This is a genomic window from Enemella evansiae, assembly GCF_004362375.1.
Taxonomy (GTDB): domain Bacteria; phylum Actinomycetota; class Actinomycetes; order Propionibacteriales; family Propionibacteriaceae; genus Enemella; species Enemella evansiae.
This window is the reverse complement of the sequence record NZ_SNXA01000008.1, coordinates 539,363-559,348: the sequence shown is the minus strand read 5'-3', so window position 1 is coordinate 559,348 and position 19,986 is coordinate 539,363. Positions and strand designations below refer to the sequence as shown.

Sequence of the window (19,986 nt, the reverse complement as noted above, 5' to 3'; positions counted from 1 at the left end):
TGCAGACGGTGCGCCAGGAACTCAGTTCGGGGTGAGGATGGCGACGGCCTCGATGTGGTGGGTGCGGGGAAAGAGGTTGAAGGCGCGGATCGAGTCGGGGGTGTAACCGAGCTCTGCGGCGTACGCCAGGTCGCGGGCCAGGGCGGCGGGATCGCAGGCCACATAGGCGATCGCGCGCGGTTCGCGGGCGGTGACCTGTTCCAGCACCTTGCGGCCCGCGCCGGCGCGCGGCGGATCGAGGACGACCAGATCGGTACGCCGCGGGAGCTTGGGCAGCACCCGGTCCACCCGGCCGGAGCTGAACTTCGCCTCCCGCACATTGCGCCGGGCGTGGGAGATGGCGGGCTTGTCGGACTCCACACCCCAGACGGTCACCCCGGCATCGGCGAGCGCGCCGGCGAACACGCCGACTCCGCAGTAGAGATCGAACGCCCGTTCCCCCGCGGCGGGCCGCAGGCCCTCGAGCACGGCGGTCACCAGGGTGTCCACGGCGGCCGGGTGGACCTGCCAGAATCCCTGTCCCTGCACCTCGAATCGTCGCCCGGCGGCCTCCTCGACGACCGACTCGTCGGCATCACCGACGAGCAGCAGCTGCTCCTCGGCCGCGTCGACGACGGTCAGCGAGGTCTGCTCCGCCACCTCCGGTACGCCCAGGGCGCGCGGGTCCACGCTGGCGATCGGGCAGCCGTCGACGGGGATCCGGATCAGCTCGTGCGAGCGGTGGGCGCGCAGCGCCGGTTCACCGCCGGCGTCGGCCAGATAGCGCATCCGGTGCCGCCAGTTCCGCACCGGCGGCACCGCTTCCACCGCACCGGTCCAGTCGATGCCGGCCAGCCGGGCGAGCTGCTCGGCGACCACACTGCGCTTCAGTTCCAGTTCGCCGGAATCGCTGACGTGCTGGAAATCGCAGCCACCGCAGCCACCGGGACCGGAGACCGGGCAGTCCGGGCGTACCCGGTCCGGCGCGGCCTCCAGCACCTCGATCGCATCGGCTCGCCAGAACCGGTCCTGGCTGGTGTCGGTGATCCGCAACCGGACGCGTTCCCCGGGCAACGCATGGCGGACGAAGATCACCCGGCCCTCGTGCCGGGCGATGCAGTGCCCGCCGTGCGCGATCGGGCCGACGGTGACCTCGGGGGCGGTGGCTTCTGGGGGCGTGACTTCGACTCGCTCCTTCCTCGCCCGCTCAGCCGACGTGGGGGGTTCAGCCATCGGATCGCTGTTCGTCGCGGTGTCCGTCGGTGGCGTCGGTGGTGCCGACCATCCGGAAGGCCATCGGGTCCTCCCGGGCCAGCCGCTCGCGGGCGGCCTCGGAGGACTTCAGCAGGTAGGGCACCGAGGTGACCATCACACCCGGAGTGAAGTGCAGCCGGGCCCGCAGCAGCAGCGCCGTCTGGTTGTGCAGGGCACCCTCCCACCAGTGCCCGACGACGTATTCGGGCACATAGACCGCGACGACATCGCGGGGGCTCTTCTTGCGCAACTCGCTGACGTACTTGACCACCGGGCCGATCACCTCGCGGTAGGGCGAGGCGATCACCTTCAGCGGGATGTGCAGATCGGCCCGGTCCCAGGCCCCGATCAGCCCCTCGGTCTCGGCATCGTCCACGTCGACGGTGATCGCCTCCAGCGTGGAGGGCCGGGACGCCTTCGCGAACATCAGCGCGCGCAGGGTCGGCTTGTTCACCTTCGACACCATCACCACCGCATGCACCCGGCTCGGCAGCACCCGCTCATCGCCCGGGCTCCAGGCGATCTCGCGGGCCACCAGCTTGTAGTGCCGGTTGATCAGCTTCATCAGCACGAAGACGACCGCCATCGCCAGGATCGCCATCCAGGCGCCGTAGATGAACTTGGACACCAGCACGATCACCAGCACCGTGCCGGTGCAGCTCAGCCCGATCGCGTTGATCACCCGGGATCGCTTCATCTGCTTGCGTACCGCCGGATCCCGCTCGGTCTTCAGGTGCCGGGTCCAGTGCCGCATCATGCCGGTCTGGGAGACGGTGAACGAGACGAAGACCCCGACCACATACAACTGGATCAGGCTCGTCACATCGGCGTTGAACGCCAGCACCAGACCCGCCGCGGCGGCGGCCAGCAGGATGATGCCGTTGCTGTACGCCAACCGGTCGCCGCGGGTGTGCAGCTGGCGCGGCAGGAATCCGTCCCGGGCCAGGATCGAGCCGAGCACGGGGAATCCGTTGAAGGCGGTGTTCGCGGCCAGGAACAGGATGATCATGGTGGCCGCGATCAGGAAGTAGAACCCGGGTCGGAAGTTGTCGAAGACGGTGGCGGCCAGCTGGCCCATCACGGTGTCCGGGGAGACGTCCACCGGCTGCCCGTTCAGCGTGAAGTGCGATTCCGGGGAGTCGATCAACCGGACCTGGGTGAGGTTGGCGAGGGTGATGATCCCGATCAGCATCGACACCGCGATCCCGCCCAGCAGGGCGAGGGTGGTGGCGGCGTTCTTGCTCTTCGGCTGCTTGAACGCCGGTACGCCGTTCGAGATCGCCTCGACACCGGTCAGCGCGGCGGCGCCGGAGGAGAAGGTACGCGCCAGCAGCACCACCAGCGCGATCCCGACCAGCGGGGTGTACTGCTCGGCGCCGACCACCTCGTACTGCGCGGTCGGTGAGCGCAGGTCCTCCCCGAGCACCAGGATCCGGAACAGGCCGTAGAGGGTCATCAGGATCACCCCGGCCATGAAGCAGTAGGTGGGGATGGCGAAGACCGACCCGGATTCGCGGACCCCGCGCAGGTTGATCGCCATCAGCACGACGATGATGACCGCGGCGATGAGCCCCTCGTGGCCGGCGATGAACGGGATCGCGGCGCGCGCGTTCTGCACACCCGAGGACACCGAGACCGCGACGGTCAGCACGTAGTCCACCAGCAGCGCCGAGGCCACCGTCAGGCCGGCGTTCGGGCCGAGGTTGACCGTCGCCACCTCGTAGTCACCACCACCGGAGGGATAGGCGTGCACGTTCTGCCGGTAGGAGGCGACGACCACCAGCATCACCACCGCGACACCCAGGGCGATCCACCAGGAGTAGACGAATCCGACCATGCCGGCCAGCGAGAGGGTGAGCAGGATCTCGTCCGGGGCGTACGCCACCGAGGACAGCGCATCGGAGGCGAAGACGGGCAGCGCGATCCGCTTCGGCAGCAGGGTCTCCCCCAGCTGGGCCGATGCCAGCTTGCGCCCCAGCAGCAGTCGTTTGATGCTGTCGGACAGTTTCACAGGCGGCACTCTATGCCTGATCCGGGGGAACGATGCCACTCGGTCGCGGCGCGGGCGGGATCGGTTCGGTGACCCTGCCCGGGACAGCGCGCCGGCGGCGTGGTGCGATACTTTCTCGGCACTGGAAGGAGAGCGCGTGCACATCGTCATCATGGGTTGCGGCCGGGTCGGTTCCCGGTTGGCCCGCAGCCTGGAGAAACGGGGCCACTCGGTCGCGATCATCGACAGCAATGCCGAGGCGTTCCGCCGTCTCGGGCCGGGATTCTCCGGGCGCACCGTCAAGGGTGTCGGCTTCGACCGGGACGTGCTGCGCCGCGCGGGCATCGAGGAGGCCGACGGTTTCGCCGCGGTCTCCAGCGGTGACAACTCCAACATCCTCGCCGCCCGGGTGGTGCGCGAGACCTTCGACGTGGACAACGTGGTGGCCCGGATCTACGACCCGGGTCGCGCGGAGGTCTATGAGCGGCTCGGGATCCCCACCGTGGCGACCGTGCGCTGGGCCTCGGACAAGGTGCTGCGCCGGCTGCTGCCGGAGGGCTCGGAGCCGGTGTGGCGGGACCAGTCGGGTTCGGTACGCCTGGTCGAGGTGCATGTCGATCCGGGCTGGGTGGGACGGACGGTGGGCACCATGCAGGAGGCCGCACGGTTCCCGATCCCGTTCCTGCTCCGGCTCGGTACCGGCATGGTGCCGAAGTCCGACACCATCTTCCAGGACGGCGACCTGGCGTACGTGGCCTGCGAGGCCGACCGCGTCGGTGACGTCGAGACCGTGCTCGGCCAGCCGCCGGCCAAGAACTGATCCGGGACCAGGAGGAGTTTCATGCGCGTCGCAATCGCCGGGGCCGGCCATGTGGGCCGCTCCATCGCCCGGGAGCTGATCGAACACGGCCACCAGGTGCTGCTGATCGACAGGCAGCCCGCGGCCATCAAGACCGAGTCGGTGCCGGACGCCGAGTGGCTGCTCGCCGACGCCTGCGAGCTCTCCTCACTCGAGGAGGCCGGTCTGGACAGCTGTGACGTGGCCATCGCCGCGACCGGTGACGACAAGGTCAATCTGGTGCATTCCCTGCTGGCCAAGACCGAATTCGGGGTGCCGCGCACGGTGGCCCGGGTGAACCATCCCTACAACGAGTGGATGTTCGACGAGGTGTGGGGGGTGGACGTGTCGGTGTCCACCCCGCGCCTGATGTCCGCCCTGGTCGAGGAGGCGGTGGCCGTCGGCGACCTGGTGCGGTTGTTCACCTTCCGCAACGGCGACACCAACGTGGTCGAGTTCACCCTGCCCGAGCAGAGCACCTGCGTCGGCATGCGGATCGGCGAGCTCGGACTGCCCGGGGAGACCGTGCTGGTCGCGGTGATCCGGGACGGCCGGGCCAGCGCCCCCGACCCCGACGGCTCCCTGGAGGCCGGGGACGAGCTGCTCTTCGTCACCAGCCCCGATCACGAGCAGGAGCTCGCCGACGTGCTCTCCCCGCGCGGCACCTCCGGTCGGGTGGTGTCGGGGCAGATGCCTCAGATGCCGGGGACGTTCAGCAACTCGTAACGCGGGTTGTAGACGACCGCCTGGCCGCCGTGCCGCGAGAGGCGGCCCTCGACCAGCATCGTGGTGCCGGCCTGGATGCCGGGGATACTGCGCCGACCCATCCAGACCAGGGTGACCTGGCCGGTACCGTCCCGGAAGTCGACCTCGAGCCGCCGCGAATCGTCCTGCGGATTGATGGTGACCGAGCTGACGGTGCCGCGCAGGCGCACCTTCTGCCGATCGTTGCAGCTGCCGCAGAGCGCCGCGCCGGCCTCCTCGGACTGCCGGCGCAGGTCCTCCGACTCCAACTCCTCGTTGGAGCGGACGATCCGGCGCAGCATGCCACCCAGGCCACGGCGCGACTCGGTGCTCTTCGTGCTTCCGGTGCTCCCGCTCATCGTCGGTCCCCCACTTCAGTTCGGTAGAACGAGTTCGACATCCGACTTCTTCCCAGCGTACGCCGCGTCACTGCGCGGATTCGGGCTCCGCCTGCTGGAGTTCCGGCGGCAGGGTGAGGGCGAGCACGTCACCGACCGGCATCGGGGCGTCGCCACGGCGTACCACCACATCGCTGAACGCGTCGAGGAACGGCCCGACCAGTTCGTCGTCGCTCTGGTCGCTGAGCGCGGCCTGCCCGAAGAGCACCCCGCGCAGCAGCCAGCGCGGCCCCTGCGCGACCCAGGTGCGGGACGGCTGGAAGGCCACCTGCCCGTCGGGGGTCTGCACCGGGACGTTGCGCACCAGCTCGGTGCCGAACGGGCCCTCGACGCTGTCGGCGGTGCCGCCGGCGGCCTCGGTCTGCTCGACGATCTGCTCGCGGATCTCGGCCCACATGCCCGGGCTGCGCGGTGCGGCGAAGGCGGAGAGTTCGAGTGCGGACTCGTCCTTGACGATCAGCGCGGAGACGATCTGCTGGGTCTCCTCGGCGACCTGGAGCCGCAGCTCGCACTCCGGGATCGGGGTGATCACCAGCGCGCCGAAGTCCAGCCGTTCGATGTCGTCGGCCTCCAGGTCGACCTCGTTGATGTCGAAGGGCCCGTCCTCGCGCCAGTCCTTGCTCAGGTCGAGGGCCGCCCACTCGTCCTCGGCGTCCTCGGCGTCGGTGTCATCGTCCTCGTCGTCGTCCTCACCGGAATCCAGTTCGTCGTCGTCCTCGGCGGTGTCCAGGTCCGCATCCGGATCGGCGGCGCCGGTCTCGGTGTCGGCAGCATCGGCACTGGTGTCGTCGACCGAGGTCTCGTCGACCGTGGTGGTCTCGACGCTCTCGTCGGCGTCCTTCTCGGCCTGCTTCTTCTTCCGGCCAAAGATCATCGTGTCGTCCACTCCGCTTCGTTTTCGGTTCGGCGTACGCCCTGGGGCACCGCCGTCCATCTTGGCACCAACCCCGGCCCATGGAGAACCGGAACCGCGATTCAGCGGCCGGTGGACCCGTGACCGCCGGCGCCGCGCACCGACTCGGAGAGCGTGTCGACGAGCTGGAACTCGGCGCGGATCACCGGTTGGACGACCAGCTGGGCGATCCGGTCACCACGGTTCAACCGGATCGGTTCGTGCGGGTCGGTGTTCAGCAGGCAGACCTTGATCTCACCGCGATAACCGGCATCGACGGTGCCCGGTGCGTTCACGATCGTGAGGCCGTGCCGGGCGGCCAGCCCGGACCGCGGATGCACGAATCCGGCGTACCCCTCGGGCAGCGCGATCGCCACCCCGGTCGGCACCAGGCGGCGCTCCCCCGGGGCCAGTTCGACGTCCTCGGCGGCGAGCAGGTCGGCGCCGGCGTCGTCGTGGTGGGCGTAGCGGGGCACCGGCAGCTCGGGATCCAGTTGCTGCAGCGGAACGGTCAGCGTGTCAGTCACGCCGGGCAGCCTACTGCCGCCGCTTTCCCAGATAGCCCTGGGCCACCCGGGCGAGTTCGTCGGGACGCCGGCAGGACACCAGCCAGTAGGGATGCGGGTCGGCCGGGTCGTCGATGGTCACCTCGACGGCGCGTTTCAGATAGGAGCGCAGCAGCAGGTACGCCCGGGCGTCGGCCTTCACCCGTTGCCGGTCCCGGGTCGCGGCCGCATCGAGGGCGGTCACCCCGGACACCCACTGCCACTCGATCCGCGCCCGGCCGGCACGCAGCCCGTCCGGCCCCGCGGCCACCCGCACCGATCCGTAGTCGATCAGCACCCAGGCGGCCAGTCCACCGAGCACCGCGGTCCCCGCCAGACCCTGCAACCAACCGAGATAGAAACCCATCGCCAGCCAGAAGGTGGCCAGGAAGAAACCGGCGATCAACCACCAGGACAGCGGCGCGGTGAGCCGTTCGGCGTACGACTGCCGGTCCGCCCGCTGCTGCTCCGGCCCGCTGCGGGTCTCCGGCTGGTCCGGCGCTTCCGACTGGCCCTGCGACATCGACACTCCTTGCGATCAGACGGCGGCCGGGCTGGATCCGGGGCCCGCCCGTGACCAGTCAAACCTAGCCGAGGCGTTCGCCCTACTATGGGCTGGAGCGGAGCACGTGCCCGCGAGCACACCCAGACCTTGAAGGAGATCCGGATGCAGTCCAGACTGTGGAAGATCTACACCGCGGTGATCGGCACGGTGTCGACCATCGCTGCCCAGAAGCTCGTCAGCAAGAGCTGGGAGATCGTCACCGGGGAGGAGCCGCCGGAGCCCGGTGACCCCGACACCCCGCTCCACCTGGCCGTCACCTGGTCGATCGCCAGCGCGGTCGGCATCGGGGTCGTGCAGCTGCTCACCAACCGGTCCACGCTGCGCCGGATGCGTGCCGCGCTCGGTGACGATGCCCTGCCCGGCAAGAAGATGAGCTTCAAGATCTGAGCATCGCCAGCGACGACAACAGGGGCCCCGGATCTTCCGGGGCCCCTGTTGCATGTGGTCGTCGGTTCGCTCAGCCGGCGCAATCCATGCAGTAGTAGTTCCCGTTGCGCTCCTCCGCGATCTGGCTGCGATGGCGTACCAGGAAACAGCTGGCACAGGTGAACTCGTCCTGCTGCCGGGGCAGCACGCGCACGGTCAGTTCTTCATGCGACAGGTCGGCACCGGGCAGCTCGAAGGCCTCCGCGGCCTCCACCTCGTCCTCGTCGACCTTGCCCGAATTCTTGTCATTGCGACGGGTCTTGAGCTCCTCGATCGAGTCTTCGCTCATCTCCTCATCGGACTTGCGCGGTGCGTCGTAGTCTGTCGCCATCGTTCCCTTCTCCAACTAACTAGGCCTCGGCATATTCGGCCGCTCAACGAAGCCGAGACCGGTGATATTCCCCGAACCTCAGCCCGGTGCCGTGCGGCGTGTCCCGGGGGGTGTTGATTGTGGCCTGCGCGTATGAATACCACAAGCCGGGACACGTGAAACCCCGACGGAGAAATTCATGGAAGGGTGTTGGTCACAGCTCAGGAAGGACGCCCGTGTCGACCAGCTCCGCCGTGACCGTCGTGATCGCCCCGGATTCGTTGAAGGGCAGCCTGGACGCGCTGCCCGCCGCCGAGGCGCTGGCCGCCGGTTGGCACCGGGCGCGCCCTGACGACGACCTGCTGCTGCTCCCCCAGGCCGACGGCGGTGAGGGCACGATGGCGGCCCTGGCAGCCGGGGACGAGCGGTCGGCGTACCGGGACGCGGGCACCGTCACCGGACCGGACGGCCGCGGTACGCCGGGTCGCTGGCTGCGGCTGGGCAACCAGGACGCGGTGCTCGAGCTGGCCCAGATGTCCGGTCTGCCGCTGATGCGCCGCCCCGATCCGCTGGGCGCCAACTGCATCGGCCTGGGCCAGGTGATGGCGGCGGCGCTCGCCGACGGGGCGCAGCGGATCCTGGTCGGGCTGGGCGGCTCGGCCTCCACCGACGGCGGGGCCGGCATCCTGACCGGTCTCGGCGCCCGGTTGCTGGACGCCGACGGCAACGATCTGCCCCCGGGCGGGGCGGCGCTGCGGAACCTGGCCCGGTTGGACACCTCGGCGATGCGGCGGCCCGATGAGGTCGTGGTGCTCACCGATGTCGAGTCCCCGCTGCTCGGTGCGCAGGGTGCGGCCGCGGTGTTCGGCCCGCAGAAGGGTGCCGACGCCGACGACATCTCCGTTCTGGAACAGGGATTGCGGCGATTGGCCGAGGTGGTCGGGATCGACTCCGACCGGCCCGGGATGGGTGCCGCGGGTGGGGCCGGGTACGCCCTGGCCGCGGTGCTCGGTGGCCGGATCGAACCCGGCGCCCCCTATATCGCCTCGGCCAGCGGGCTGACCGAGGCCGTCGCCGGCGCCGACGTGCTGATCACCGGTGAGGGGAAGTTCGACCAGACCTCCCTGTCCGGCAAGGTCGTCGGGCATGCGCTGTCGCTGCCCGGGGCACCGATGAAGGTCGTCGTCGCCGGGGCGGTGGCCACCGAGGTACCGGGTGTGGACACCTTCGCGCTCGCCGACCTGGCCGGCTCCCCGGCGGCCTCCTTCGCCGACCCGGCCCGCTGGTTGACCGAGGCCGGCGCGCGGGCCGCTGGTCAGCTCCGCCAGACCTGACCCGAGCGGCGGCGGGCCTCGCCGCTGTGATCCGGTTCCCCGGGGGCCTCGCAGAGGGCCGGGCGACCGGGTTCGCGCAGGTTCACACAGCAGCTCGCGGGGCACTCGTAGCGGCCCGGGCTGCCGTGGTCGATCACCTCGGGCAGCACCTGGTCACCGCGGGCCACCCGGGCCCGTTCCTCCAGCAGATCCACCAGTCCGCCGACGAAGGCGGCATCGGTGCGTGCGGTCGCGGCGCGGCGGATGCTGATCCCGAGCCGGCCGGCGGTCCGCACCGCCTCGGTGTCGAGATCCTGGACGACCTCCATGTGGTCACTGGTGAACCCGATCGGCACCAGCACCACCCGGCGTACTCCCTGCCCGGCCAGATGTTCCAGCAGATCGTTGACATCGGGTTCCAGCCACGGATCCTGCGGTCGGCCGCTGCGCGAGCAGTACGCCAACTCCCAGGCGGGCGTGTCCGCCAGTCCGCGCTCGGTGGCGAGCTGGTGCACGATCTCCTCGGCCACCGTGCGATGCCAATCCACATAGGACCCTTCCGCCGAGCGCGGTTCCGGGCCGGCGGACTCGGCCATCGGGACCGGGATCGAGTGGGTGACGAAGACCAGATGCGGGATGTCCTCCCCCTCGGTGCTCCGCTCCAGGTCCGCCAGCGCCTCCCGGGTGGCGGTCAGGTTCGCGGTGACGAAACCGGGATGGTGGGCGTACTGCCGGATCCGGTCGAGTTCGAGCTCGCCGCCGGTCGCCTCGATCGCCTGCTCGCGGGCGTCCCACAGGTTCTCCCGGTACTGCCGGCAGGACGAGTAGGAGGGGTAGGCGCTGGTGGTCAGCGCGACCGCCCGGCGGATGCCGGAACGGCTCAGCTCGGTGAGGGTGTCGGCCAGGAACGGGGCGGTGTTGCGGGCACCCCAGACCACCGGCACCTCGATCCCCCGCCGGCGCAGCTCCGCCTCCAGCGCGGCGACCAGGGCCCTGGTCTCGGCGTTGATCGGGCTGACTCCGCCCCGGGCGAAGTAATGCTGGGCCACCTCGGTGAGCCGGGCCTCGGGGATCGGGCGCCCGCCGACGACCCGCCGCAGGAACGGGCGCACCTCCTCGGGGGCCTCGGGCCCACCGAAGCTCACCACTACGACGGCCTGGTACGGCCCGAGGTCCGAATCGCTCATACCGAGAAGTCTGCCTCAGAGGCCCAGCGTCGGGGACAGCGTGTCGGGAACACTCATTGCGCGATACCTGTAACGTCAGGGGGACGTGGTGCCGTACCACGTCCGACTACCGGTGGGACCTCTGGAGAGCGAGGACATGGACAGCGCACTGAGACCTCGGGAGATCCAGGCCCGGATCCGTTCCGGGCAATCTCTCGAGGAGGTCGCCCGCGAGGCCGGCGTCCCGGCCGAGCGGATCGAGGCGTACGCCGCCCCGGTGATCGCCGAACGTGACCACATCGCCCGGACGGCGCTGGCGGCGACCGTACGCCGACGCGGCGAGACCTCGACCCATCGCAATCTGCGGCCGGTGGTCGAGCAGCGACTGACCAGTGCCGGTGTCGATCCCGATGGGGTGGACTGGGACGCCTGGCGCGAGGAGGATCGGCGCTGGACGGTACGCGCCCGCTACCAGGCGAAGGGCAGTGAGCGCGAGGGCCTGTTCCGCTATGACCAGGCGGGCCGTTTCTCGGTGGCGCTGAACGATGATGCCCGGTGGCTGATCGGGGAGGCGACCCAGGAGCAGGAGGACAGCGACGAGCTGGCCCTGGTCCGCGCGGTGTCCTCGCCCGAGGAGGTCGAGGACGTCGACGCGGGTGATGTCGATGAGGGGGATGTCGACGAGGTCGAGGACGAGCCCGAGGGCTCGGACGAGGTGACCCAGCCGATCGCCGACCGCGCCACGGACAGCCGCAGGAGCGGGGCCGGCGAGCCCGGTTCGAACGAGGACGGCTCGAACGAGGACGAGTCGCACGAGGGCTTGGCTGACGAGGAGTCGCTGCCGACGAGCGCGGCCACCCCGCAGGAGATCGCCAGTGAGGTCGAGGCCGAGATCGACAGCTATGGCGTGGTCCCCGATGGCCGCTCCGAGCTGGACGTGCTCTACGACATGCTCGGCGGGATGGCCGAGGACTCGATCAACATCTATGCCGGGCTGTCCGAACCGGTGCTCGACGAGGCGCCGCGCCAGGGTGCGGCCCCGGGCGGGGATGCGCCGCGCGAGGAGGAGATCGTCGAGGTGACCGAGGTCGAGGTGGTCGAGGTCACCGAGGTCGAGCTGGACGACGAGCAGGACGAGGACGAGCCGACCAATGTCCGGATCCCGCGGCCCGCCGCCGCGACGGATCCCGATGCCGGCCGGCCCGAGGCGACCGAACCGGGACCGACCGTGGTGGACCGCGGCGAGGACGATGCGACCGAGGACGACGCCACCGAGGATGAGGACGCCGAACCGGCACAGCCGATCAGGCGGCCGGCCCGGAACCAGCGTGGCGCAACGAAGGCCCGGCCCGTCGTCGAACCCGAGCAGCCGTCCCTGGTGGATCACCTCGACGAGCAGGAATCGGCCGGAAAGCCTGCCCCGGCAGGGAGGACCGAGACGCCGGAACCGGAGCCGGCCGACTCGGCTGCCGACCAGCGGCAGGAGTCCAAGGAACAGGATTCGAAGGAGCCGGAGCAGAAACCGGCGGCCAAGCAGCGCAAGAGCCGCAAGCGTCGGGCCTCGGTGCCGTCCTGGGACGAGATCATGTTCGGCGGCCCCCCGCCCAACACCAAGGAGTGACCTCGCTTCGTCACCCTGGGCAGGTCTCGACCGCCCTGGACTAGCCGGTGGCGACCTCACGGTCGCCGGCGATCCAGTCGCTCCAGGATCCCGGATAGAGCGCGACGCCGTCGGCCCTGCCGGCGGCGGTCAGCGCCAGCAGGGTCTGTGCGGCGGTGATCCCGGACCCGCAGTAGACGATGTCGCCGGGGCGTACCTCGGCATAGAACTCGGCCAGCTCGGCCGGGTCCCGGAACCGGCCGTCGGGCTGCTGTGCCTCGGTCGAGGGCAGGTTGCCCGCACCGGGGATGTGGCCGGCGACCGGGTCGATCGGTTCGGACTCACCGCGGTAGCGTTCGGCGGCCCGCACGTCCCAGACCTGCCCGGTCGCGGCCGCCACCTGGTCGGCGTCGACGACCGGCAGCTGACCGGGCCGCAGTTCCACATCGCCCTCGCGGACCGGGTCCGGATCGCCGGTCGCCACGACTCCCCCATTTCCTTGCCAGGCAGCGAATCCGCCATCGAGAACGCGTACGCCGGACACCCCGGCATCGGTCAACAGCCACCACAAGCGGCCCGCGGCCATCGCGTTGCCGCCGTCCAGCACGACGACCCGCGAGTCCTGGCGTACGCCGAGTCGGCGCAGGGTCTGCTGCAGCGCGGCCGGATCCGGCAGCGGGTGCCGTCCGCCCGCACCGTCGGGGCGGGTGGGACCGGACAGCTCGGTGTTCACGTCGATCCACTGGGAACCGGGGATGTGTCCCTCGCGGAAGGCGGGCAGCCCGTTGCCGGTCGCGGCCGGGCCCGGATAGCGCGCGTCGAGCACGACCGGCGGCTGCTCGGTGGCCAGCAGCGTGGCGAGTTCGTCGGGCTGGATCAAGACGTTCGGGGACACGGGCACCTCCGCGGTCGGCTGGGGCTGTCAGCCTAGAACGCCGACTGCTCCGCTTCGAACTCATCCGCCTCGTCCGAGCCGAACGGCAGCGGCTCGGGGCTCAACGTGGCCTGCGCGACGGCGCGGGTCATCCGGCGGCGATGGTGTCGGCGGCAGAGCACCTCGTAGCCGACCTCGGGGGCCGGCTCCCCCGCTGCGGCGATCTCGCTGGTGGTGTCCCCGACGACGACCTGGCTGCCCTCGGTCACCATCCGGCCATCGACCGTGCGGGCGTTGTGGGTGGCCTGCTGGCCGCACCAGCACAGCGGCTGCACCTGCGGCGTCTCGATCCGGTCGGCGAGCTCGACCAGCCGTTTCGATCCGGGGAACAGCTGGGTGCGGAAGTCGCTGAGGATGCCGAAGGCGTACACGTCGATGCTCAGCTCGTCGACGATCCGGGCGAGCTGGTCGATCTGGACGGCGGTGTAGAACTGGGCCTCATCGCAGATCAGATAGTCGATCCGCGCCCCGCCGGTCAGCGCATGCACCACATGGGTCCAGAAGTCCAGCTCGGCCGAGACCTCGACCGCCGGTTCGACGAGCCCGAGCCGGGAGGAGATCTGCGCGGCACCGGAGCGATCCTGGCTGGTGCAGAGCAGCCCCGCACGGCCCCCGACCCGCTGCGTGTGGTCCAACTGGAGCGCCAGCGTGGACTTGCCACAATCCATCGGACCGGTGAAGAAGACGAGGTCAGCCACGAGGGGCCATCCTAGTGGGATTCCCGGACACGCACGCCCATCGAACAGCCACCCACCCGCTCATCGAGTAGCCGACCATGCGCAGCCACCCACCCCGCTCATCGAGTAGCCGACCATGCGCAGCGGAGCGGAGCAATGGTCGGCGTGTCGAGATGAGCCCTCAGTGCAGCGCACCGGCCCGCCGGAATCTGCGGCTCGATTCCCGATCGGTCCCCAGATCGGCCGATTCCTCGATCGAGCCGCAGATTCTGGCGGCCATGAGTGGTCCAGGGACCGGACGCGTACCGAGGAGCATCGAGTTGCTCTTCTCGACACGGTCGCTGCGCGACCTACTCGAAGAGCGTGTGGGGCACGGGTGTGGGTCAGTCGACGAGGAGGGGGACGGTCATCTCGACCGGGGTGAGGCTGCCGTGCATGCCGACCAGGTCGAGTTCGCGGGGCAGGGTCCTGGTCATCACGGCCCAGTCGGTGCGCATCGCGATCAGCACATCGCCGAAGCGGCGGCGTACCCGGTCCGAGACCGGACCGAACCAGCCCTCGTCGATCGCCTCGTCGCGGGTCCGGACCCAGGCATGGTCGCCGAGCCGGTCGGCCCAGCGATCTGCGAGGGGCCGCGGCTCGTCGGTGTAGAGCTGCCGCAGCCGGCCCTCCCCGGCCAGCCCGGTGACCCCGGCGAGCAGCGACGGTTCCTCCTCCACGATCAGGAAGTTCCGGCCCGGCACGTCGATCATGCCGTGGTCGCCGGTGAGCACGAGCCGGACATCGCTGGGCAGTTCGCTGCGCAGCCGGGCGCAGAACGCATCGATCCGGCGCAGGTGCTCCCGCCACTGCGGCGAGGCCACGCCCCGGCCGTGGCCGGTGTGGTCCAGTTCGCGCTCGTAGGCGTACACCAACGTTCGATCGCCGGCGGTCGCCGCGGCCACGATCTCGCGGATCCGCTGGTCCTCATCGGCCTCGTCGATCCCGCGGAAGTCTGGCCCGCGGAGTGCGGCGGAGGTCAGCCCGGAGCCCTCGAAGCGGGCCGGGGAGACGCTCGAGGTGCGGATCCCGGCGGCCCGGGCGCGTTCGAAGACGGTCGGCTCGGACTGGAAGTCCCGCGGTTTGACCGCCGAGTTCCAGATCAGCGCGTTGAGGATCTCATTGGTCTCGGGCACCCGGCACATGTAGCCGGCCATGCCGTGCTGGCCGGGTGGCAGGCCGGTACCGAGGCTGCTCAGCGAGGTGACCGTGGTGGAGGGTACGCCGCAGGTGAGCGTCCGGCCGCGGAGACCGGCCAGATAGGGGGCCTCGGCGGCGGCATCGGCGAGCAGCAGGTCCCCCAGGCCGTCGACCAGCAGCACCACCCAGCGTTCCGAGGCCGGCAACTGCAGCACGTTCTCCGCACCGGGGACGCCGAGTTGGGCCCCGACCGAGGGCAGCAGGTCCGACAACGAGGCGCGCCCGTATGCCGGCCGCAGCATCGGCTGCGGCGCAACCCCCATCCTCAGCCGCCGATCCGGGTGGAGACCGAACCGCGGCCGGTGGCCTGCTGCAGCGTGGTGGCGAAGCCGACCAGCCCGCCGACCCGCTCGGCACCGTCGGCCGCCACGCTCATCCGGACCACCAGATCGTCGGGAACCATCGTGCCGGTGTAGCCGTGGTCGGCCTCGCAGGTCGGGTCGGCGCAGCCGGCGGGCTCCAGTTCGACCCGATGCATGGCGCCCCAGGCCACCGAGAGCCAGGCCTCGTAGGCCGGGTCGCCCTGGTGGTACTTCTCCGGCTGGGTGATCACCCGGGTCAGTGCGACCGTGTGCACCGCGGCCAGGCCGATCGATTCCGCGGAGGTGGCCGCCGCGGGTGCCCCACCGGGGGTGTCGGCGGGTTGTTCGTCGGTGTGCCCGACGACGAGCCGGGTCGGGGTCAGCACCAGCACGGTGAGGTGGCGGCGCACCTCGTCGTGGTTGAAGGTCGGCTCGTGGTGCACGACGAAGTCGATGACCTCCTCCGCCCCGACCGCCAGCAGGACGGTGTCCTCGACGAGTTCGGGAAAGTATCCGCAGGAGGCGAGGTCCGCGCGCAGCGCCTGCCGCGTGTCCCCACTGGCGTGCATGAAGTCCATTCGGCCATTCTCACATGAACCGCGACGGCTCAGGTCTGAACGCCGATCTGCCGGCCGATCTCGGCGCCGACCGCGCGACAGAACCCCTCCGGATCCAGGTGGGCGGCCGGGCGCTCGGGGACGATCACGTGGGCGGTACCGCCGGCGAGCAGGTCCACCGAACGGATCCGCCGCTGCCGCGCCAGCTGCGGGGCGTGGCTGGTGTCGCCGAACAGGATCGCGCTGGCCCCCTCGGGCGGCAGCGGGGAGAGCCAACCGTGTTCGGCGACGATCACCCGTCTGGCCGGCAGCAGGGCCAGTGCACCACCGCCACAGCCCTCCCCCAGGATGACCGAGACGGTGGGTACGCGCAGCGCGACCAGATCCGCCAGGCAGCGGGCGATCTCCGAGGCCAGCGCCCCCTCCTCGGCATCGGCGGACAGGTCGGCACCGGGGGTGTCGATGACACAGACCAGCGGCAGGCCCAGCTCATCGGCCATCCGCATTCCGCGGCGCGCGCTGCGCAGGGCGGCCGGCCCGAGCGGGACGTCGGCGAGCTGGGTGCGGCGGTCCTGCCCGACGATCACGCAGGAACGGCCATCGATGGCGGCCAGGGCGGTGAACAGCGCGTCACCCGCCTCCCCCTCCTGGGTCCGGTCAGCGGGATCACCTCGTCGGCGACGACGCGCAGCAGGTCGCGTACGCCGGGTCGGTCGGGGCGCCGGGTCAGCTCGATGTCCCGCCAAGCGTCCTGATCGGGGTCGGGGACGAACGTGCCGGGCCGATGGGTGTGTGCCCGGGACACACCCGATGGGCGGGGTCCGGACCCGGCGGCCGCCCACGGTGGTCGCTCGGATGTCCGGTCCTCGGCGGGGGTGAGCAGGGTGAGGGCCCGGGCGGCGAGCGTCGGCAGCGCCTCGACCGGCGCCACCGCATCGATGATTCCCTTCGCCCGCAGGTTTTCCGCGACCTGTACGCCCGGGGGAAACGGTCGGCCGTTGAGGGCCTCGTAGACCACCGGCCCGAGGAATCCGATCAGCGCACCGGGTTCGGCGACCGCGATGTGGCCCAGCGATCCCCAGGAGGCGAACACGCCGCCGGTGGTGGGGTGGCGCAGGTAGACCAGATAGGGCAGCCCGGCCGCCTTGTGTGCGACCACCGCCCGGGAGATGTCGATCATGGTGACGAAGGCCGGGGTGCCCTCCTGCATCCGGGTGCCACCGGACGCGGTGGCCGCGATCAGCGGCAGTCCTTCGGCGGTGGCGCGGCGCACCGCGGCGGTGATCCGTTGCCCGGTCGCCCGGCCCACCGAGCCGCCGAGGAAGGCGAACTCGCTGACCACCAGTGCCACCGGCAGCCCCTGGATCCTGGCCCGTCCGGTGAGCACGGCCTCGTCAGTGCCGGCCTTCGCCCGGGCCCGCTCCAGGGCCGCCAGATAGTCCGGATCGGTGCCATGGGCGCGCGCGGGAATGGGCTCGTCCCAGCTGGTCCAGCTGTCGGCATCGACGGCCGCCGCGATCAGCTCGCGGGCCCCCGGTCGGCCCCGTGTCATCCCAGACCCCGTGTCATCCCAGAACCCGTGTCATCCCAGGCTCCGGCTCAGTTCGTCACGCTCCTCGGCGGTGGGTGCGATGGTGATCCGGGCCCCGAGGACCGCGACGCCGGTCTGGGCGGCGATGCAGGGTGCCAGGTGCAGGGCCGCCACCTGCGGCAGGTCGTCGGCGAGCTGCGCGACCCGTTGCAGCAGCTCCTCGACCGCGGCGACGTCGGCCGGTGGCGTACCCCCGCCACCGAAGAGGATCTCGGCCGCGCCGAGGTCGCGGACCATCGCCGCCGCATCGGTGGTGGACAGCGGTGGTACCCGGTAGGACAGGTCGCCGAGCAGTCCGGACGCGATCCCGGCCACCCCCAGCGAGATGATCGGCCCGAAGGAGGCGTCCTCGGCCGAGCCGATCTGCAGCGGTACGCCGGGCGGCATCATCTGCTGCACCACCGGCGCCGCCGCCAGCTGGGGTTCCGCGTCGGCCTCGCCGAGCCCCAGATCGGTGACCAGCTGTCCCAGGTCGCGCCAGGCCTCGGTCATCTCCTCGGCGCTGTCCAGGTGCCGGAAGACGCTGGTGCCGAGGTCCGGTCCGCCGCGGACACCGTCGGCGGTCGCCTTCAGCACCACATTCCAGCCAAGCCGTTCGGCGACCTCGATCGCCTCGCCGAGACTGCGGACCGGGGTGCGGGGCACCAGCTCGATCCCGTACGCCGCCAGCAGTCGCGCGCTCTCCTCCCCGGTCAGCTCCCGGCCCGCGGGGCTGTCGGCGAGCACCTCGGCGAGCAACTCCTTCGCGGCCCGCCGGTCCGAGGGGTGGTCGATCAGTTCGCCGTGCTCGCCCTGGCGCCAGCGGGCGTACGCGGTCACCGCGGACAATGCCTGCAGCGCGTCGGCGTAGCTGCTGAAGGTCGGCAACCGGCCCATCTCGTCGCGCGATTCACCCTGCGGTTCCAGCTCGACGAAGTCGGCGAAGACGCCGATCAGCGGCTTGGTCGCCTCGGCGGCGACCTCCAGCAGCGCGGCGTGCGTCTTGGTGGCGACCGTGTCGAAGGGGTCGACCAGGGCCACCATCACACTGTCCACCTCGGGCTGGCGCAGCGCGACCCGCGCCACCTCGGCGTACGTCTTCGGGCGCGAGTCACCGGCCAGCAGCACCGGTTCGCAGATCAACCCGCTGCGCTCCCCCATCCGCTGGATGTGGCCGCCCATCGCCCGCGAGTTGGTCACCACCCGCAACCGTTCACCGGCCGGAAGTGGTTGCCTGGCAAGGATCTGGGCGATGTCGAACATCGCATCGCGCCGGTTGGTGACGATCACCCCGGACTGCCGGAACATCGCATCGATCGCATTCTCCGGCGCATCGTGCAGGCTGGAGGCGGCGCCCTGGTTGCGGGCCCGCTCCGAGCGGCCCGGGGAGAAGAGCACCACCGGTTTCGTCATCGCCAGCCGGCGCACGATCCGGGTGAACTTGCGCGGGTTGCCGATCCGGTCCAGCGACAGCACACAGACCTTGGTCGCCTCGTCGTCGATCCAGTAGTGCATCACGTCGTTGCTGGTCACATCGGCGTACATGCCGGAGGAGATGAACGACAGGATCCCGATGTGCTGGTCGATCACCCGGGACAGCAGGATCACCCCGACCGCCGAGGACTGGCAGAACATGCTCACCACACCGGCCCGCGGCATCGGCGCGGGGCTGGCGTTCAGCGAGAAGGCGGGGTCGGTGTTGATCACCCCGAGCGCGTCCGGGCCGAGGGCGCGCAGGCCGTGGGCGCGGGCCAGGGTGACCAGCGATTCGTTCTGCGATCCGCCGAATTCGCCGGCATGGATCAGATAGAGCCCGAACGCCTTGCCCGCGGCGGCGACGATGGCGCGACCGACCTGGTCGGGCGGCAGCAGGGTGGCGACGATGTCGAGGTCGGCGGGCAGGTCGCCCCAGTCCCCGACGACGGGTACGCCGGAGACCTCACCGCCGTCGGTGACCAGGACACAGACCTCACCGGTGAAACCGCCGGCGATCAGCGTCTCCACCCCGCGCTGGGCGAGCAGGGCCGGACCGACGACCGCGATCGACCGCGGCTGCAGCAGCCGGCGTACCGAGGTGGCCTCGGCGCGGTGCTCGCGGCGCAGCATCACCTCCCGGGACTGCTCGGTCGGTGAGATCGGGAACTCGACCAGGATCATCCCGTCCTCGAACTCCCGCGAGACGGTGTAACCGGCGTCGGCGAAGACCTGCACCATCCGCCGGTTCTGCGGCAGCACCTCGGCCACGAACCGGGACAGGCCGCGCTCGCGGGCGGCCTCGGCCAAGTGTTCCAGCAGCAGCTGGCCGACCCCCTTGCCCTGCACCGAATCCTCGACCAGGAAGGCGACCTCGGCATCGGAGGCGTTCAACCGGTCGTAGCGCCCGACCGCCACCATCCGCTCCCCGACGGTGAGGATCAGCGCGACCCGGTCGCGGTAGTCGACGTGGGTGAAGCGGACCACGTCCTTGGCCGAGAGCACCGGGTAGGGGGCGAAGAAGCGCAGATATTTCGACTCGGGCGAGACCCGGGCATAGAAGTCGACGAGCAACTGCTCGTCCTCGGCACGGATCGGGCGCAGGTGCGCGGTGCTGCCGTCGGACAGCAGCACGTCGGCCTCCCACTCCGCCGGGTAGCCGGTACCGGACTCGTCGGTGCCGGCTTCCTCGCGTGCGTTCACGACCCCAGCCT

At 70.8% G+C, this 19,986-nt stretch carries 20 protein-coding genes; 5 read left to right on the top strand and 15 right to left on the bottom strand.

Going from position 1 to position 19,986, the window contains the following annotated elements; all coding sequences use genetic code 11:
• Window positions 1-21: 21 nt before the first annotated feature.
• Both C8D81_RS03260 and C8D81_RS03255 read right to left on the bottom strand, forming a co-directional pair.
• Window positions 22-1,212 (bottom strand): class I SAM-dependent RNA methyltransferase, encoded by a 1,191-nt coding sequence (locus C8D81_RS03260; protein ID WP_133625542.1) that lies wholly within the window; start codon window positions 1,210-1,212, stop codon window positions 22-24.
• Window positions 1,205-3,244: an APC family permease gene (locus tag C8D81_RS03255; protein WP_094399940.1), complete on the bottom strand. Its 2,040-nt coding sequence runs from the start codon at window positions 3,242-3,244 to the stop codon at window positions 1,205-1,207. The genes C8D81_RS03260 and C8D81_RS03255 overlap by 8 nt, the downstream gene beginning before the upstream one ends.
• A gap of 121 nt (window positions 3,245-3,365) precedes the next feature.
• Between C8D81_RS03255 and C8D81_RS03250 the strand changes: the two genes are divergently transcribed.
• Both C8D81_RS03250 and C8D81_RS03245 read left to right on the top strand, forming a co-directional pair.
• Window positions 3,366-4,043 (top strand): potassium channel family protein, encoded by a 678-nt coding sequence (locus C8D81_RS03250; RefSeq protein WP_407644067.1) that lies wholly within the window; start codon window positions 3,366-3,368, stop codon window positions 4,041-4,043.
• A gap of 21 nt (window positions 4,044-4,064) precedes the next feature.
• On the top strand, window positions 4,065-4,787 hold the full coding sequence (locus C8D81_RS03245) for a potassium channel family protein (RefSeq protein ID WP_094358174.1): 723 nt from the start codon (window positions 4,065-4,067) through the stop codon (window positions 4,785-4,787).
• Here the strand turns inward: C8D81_RS03245 and C8D81_RS03240 are convergent.
• The 4 genes from C8D81_RS03240 to C8D81_RS03225 form a co-directional block, all read right to left on the bottom strand.
• Entirely contained in the window at window positions 4,757-5,164 is a 408-nt protein-coding gene (locus C8D81_RS03240) for an OB-fold nucleic acid binding domain-containing protein (RefSeq protein WP_229118041.1), read from the bottom strand. The genes C8D81_RS03245 and C8D81_RS03240 overlap by 31 nt on opposite strands.
• A 67-nt stretch (window positions 5,165-5,231) precedes the next feature.
• On the bottom strand, window positions 5,232-6,089 hold the full coding sequence (locus C8D81_RS03235; RefSeq protein ID WP_166646653.1) for a DUF3710 domain-containing protein: 858 nt from the start codon (window positions 6,087-6,089) through the stop codon (window positions 5,232-5,234).
• 89 nt (window positions 6,090-6,178) lie between these two features.
• A complete protein-coding gene (gene dut / locus C8D81_RS03230; RefSeq protein ID WP_172421684.1) occupies window positions 6,179-6,622 on the bottom strand; it encodes a dUTP diphosphatase in 444 nt (147 codons plus the stop codon).
• A 10-nt stretch (window positions 6,623-6,632) separates the two neighbouring features.
• The gene (locus C8D81_RS03225; RefSeq protein WP_094406208.1) at window positions 6,633-7,163 is read right to left on the bottom strand and encodes a DUF3093 domain-containing protein; all 531 of its coding nucleotides are present in this window, start codon (window positions 7,161-7,163) and stop codon (window positions 6,633-6,635) included.
• Window positions 7,164-7,307: 144 nt separating this feature from the next.
• Here C8D81_RS03225 and C8D81_RS03220 point away from each other — a divergent pair, with 144 nt between their 5' ends.
• Window positions 7,308-7,592, top strand: coding sequence for a DUF4235 domain-containing protein (locus tag C8D81_RS03220; RefSeq protein WP_166646652.1), 285 nt, complete (start codon window positions 7,308-7,310; stop codon window positions 7,590-7,592).
• A gap of 70 nt (window positions 7,593-7,662) precedes the next feature.
• Here C8D81_RS03220 and C8D81_RS03215 read toward each other — a convergent pair whose 3' ends face one another.
• Window positions 7,663-7,962: a DUF4193 domain-containing protein gene (locus C8D81_RS03215; protein WP_094358168.1), complete on the bottom strand. Its 300-nt coding sequence runs from the start codon at window positions 7,960-7,962 to the stop codon at window positions 7,663-7,665.
• A 215-nt stretch (window positions 7,963-8,177) separates the two neighbouring features.
• On the opposite strand from C8D81_RS03215, the gene C8D81_RS03210 reads away from it, so the two are divergent.
• Window positions 8,178-9,275 (top strand): glycerate kinase, encoded by a 1,098-nt coding sequence (locus C8D81_RS03210; RefSeq protein ID WP_229237907.1) that lies wholly within the window; start codon window positions 8,178-8,180, stop codon window positions 9,273-9,275.
• Here the strand turns inward: C8D81_RS03210 and hemH are convergent.
• The gene (gene hemH / locus C8D81_RS03205; protein ID WP_133625540.1) at window positions 9,257-10,441 is read right to left on the bottom strand and encodes a ferrochelatase; all 1,185 of its coding nucleotides are present in this window, start codon (window positions 10,439-10,441) and stop codon (window positions 9,257-9,259) included. The genes C8D81_RS03210 and hemH overlap by 19 nt on opposite strands.
• A 136-nt stretch (window positions 10,442-10,577) precedes the next feature.
• Here hemH and sepH point away from each other — a divergent pair, with 136 nt between their 5' ends.
• Window positions 10,578-12,041: a septation protein SepH gene (sepH, locus tag C8D81_RS03200; protein ID WP_133625539.1), complete on the top strand. Its 1,464-nt coding sequence runs from the start codon at window positions 10,578-10,580 to the stop codon at window positions 12,039-12,041.
• Window positions 12,042-12,081: 40 nt separating this feature from the next.
• Here the strand turns inward: sepH and C8D81_RS03195 are convergent, their stop codons facing one another.
• The 7 genes from C8D81_RS03195 to C8D81_RS03170 form a co-directional block, all read right to left on the bottom strand.
• A complete protein-coding gene (locus C8D81_RS03195; protein ID WP_208109083.1) occupies window positions 12,082-12,915 on the bottom strand; it encodes a sulfurtransferase in 834 nt (277 codons plus the stop codon).
• Window positions 12,916-12,947: 32 nt separating this feature from the next.
• Window positions 12,948-13,652, bottom strand: a complete 705-nt coding sequence (locus C8D81_RS03190; RefSeq protein ID WP_094358162.1) for a thymidine kinase — start codon at window positions 13,650-13,652, stop codon at window positions 12,948-12,950.
• Between the two features lie 362 nt (window positions 13,653-14,014).
• On the bottom strand, window positions 14,015-15,133 hold the full coding sequence (locus tag C8D81_RS03185; protein ID WP_229237906.1) for an alkaline phosphatase family protein: 1,119 nt from the start codon (window positions 15,131-15,133) through the stop codon (window positions 14,015-14,017).
• A 2-nt stretch (window positions 15,134-15,135) separates the two neighbouring features.
• A complete protein-coding gene (locus C8D81_RS03180; protein WP_208109082.1) occupies window positions 15,136-15,750 on the bottom strand; it encodes a DUF5998 family protein in 615 nt (204 codons plus the stop codon).
• A 29-nt stretch (window positions 15,751-15,779) separates the two neighbouring features.
• Window positions 15,780-16,316, bottom strand: coding sequence for a carboxyl transferase domain-containing protein (locus C8D81_RS21460; protein WP_229237905.1), 537 nt, complete (start codon window positions 16,314-16,316; stop codon window positions 15,780-15,782).
• Window positions 16,313-17,281: an acetyl-CoA carboxylase carboxyltransferase subunit beta gene (locus C8D81_RS21455; RefSeq protein WP_229237904.1), complete on the bottom strand. Its 969-nt coding sequence runs from the start codon at window positions 17,279-17,281 to the stop codon at window positions 16,313-16,315. Before C8D81_RS21455 ends, C8D81_RS21460 begins: the two co-directional genes overlap by 4 nt.
• A gap of 30 nt (window positions 17,282-17,311) precedes the next feature.
• The gene (locus C8D81_RS03170) at window positions 17,312-19,975 is read right to left on the bottom strand and encodes a GNAT family N-acetyltransferase (RefSeq protein WP_133625538.1); all 2,664 of its coding nucleotides are present in this window, start codon (window positions 19,973-19,975) and stop codon (window positions 17,312-17,314) included.
• Window positions 19,976-19,986: the final 11 nt, after the last annotated feature.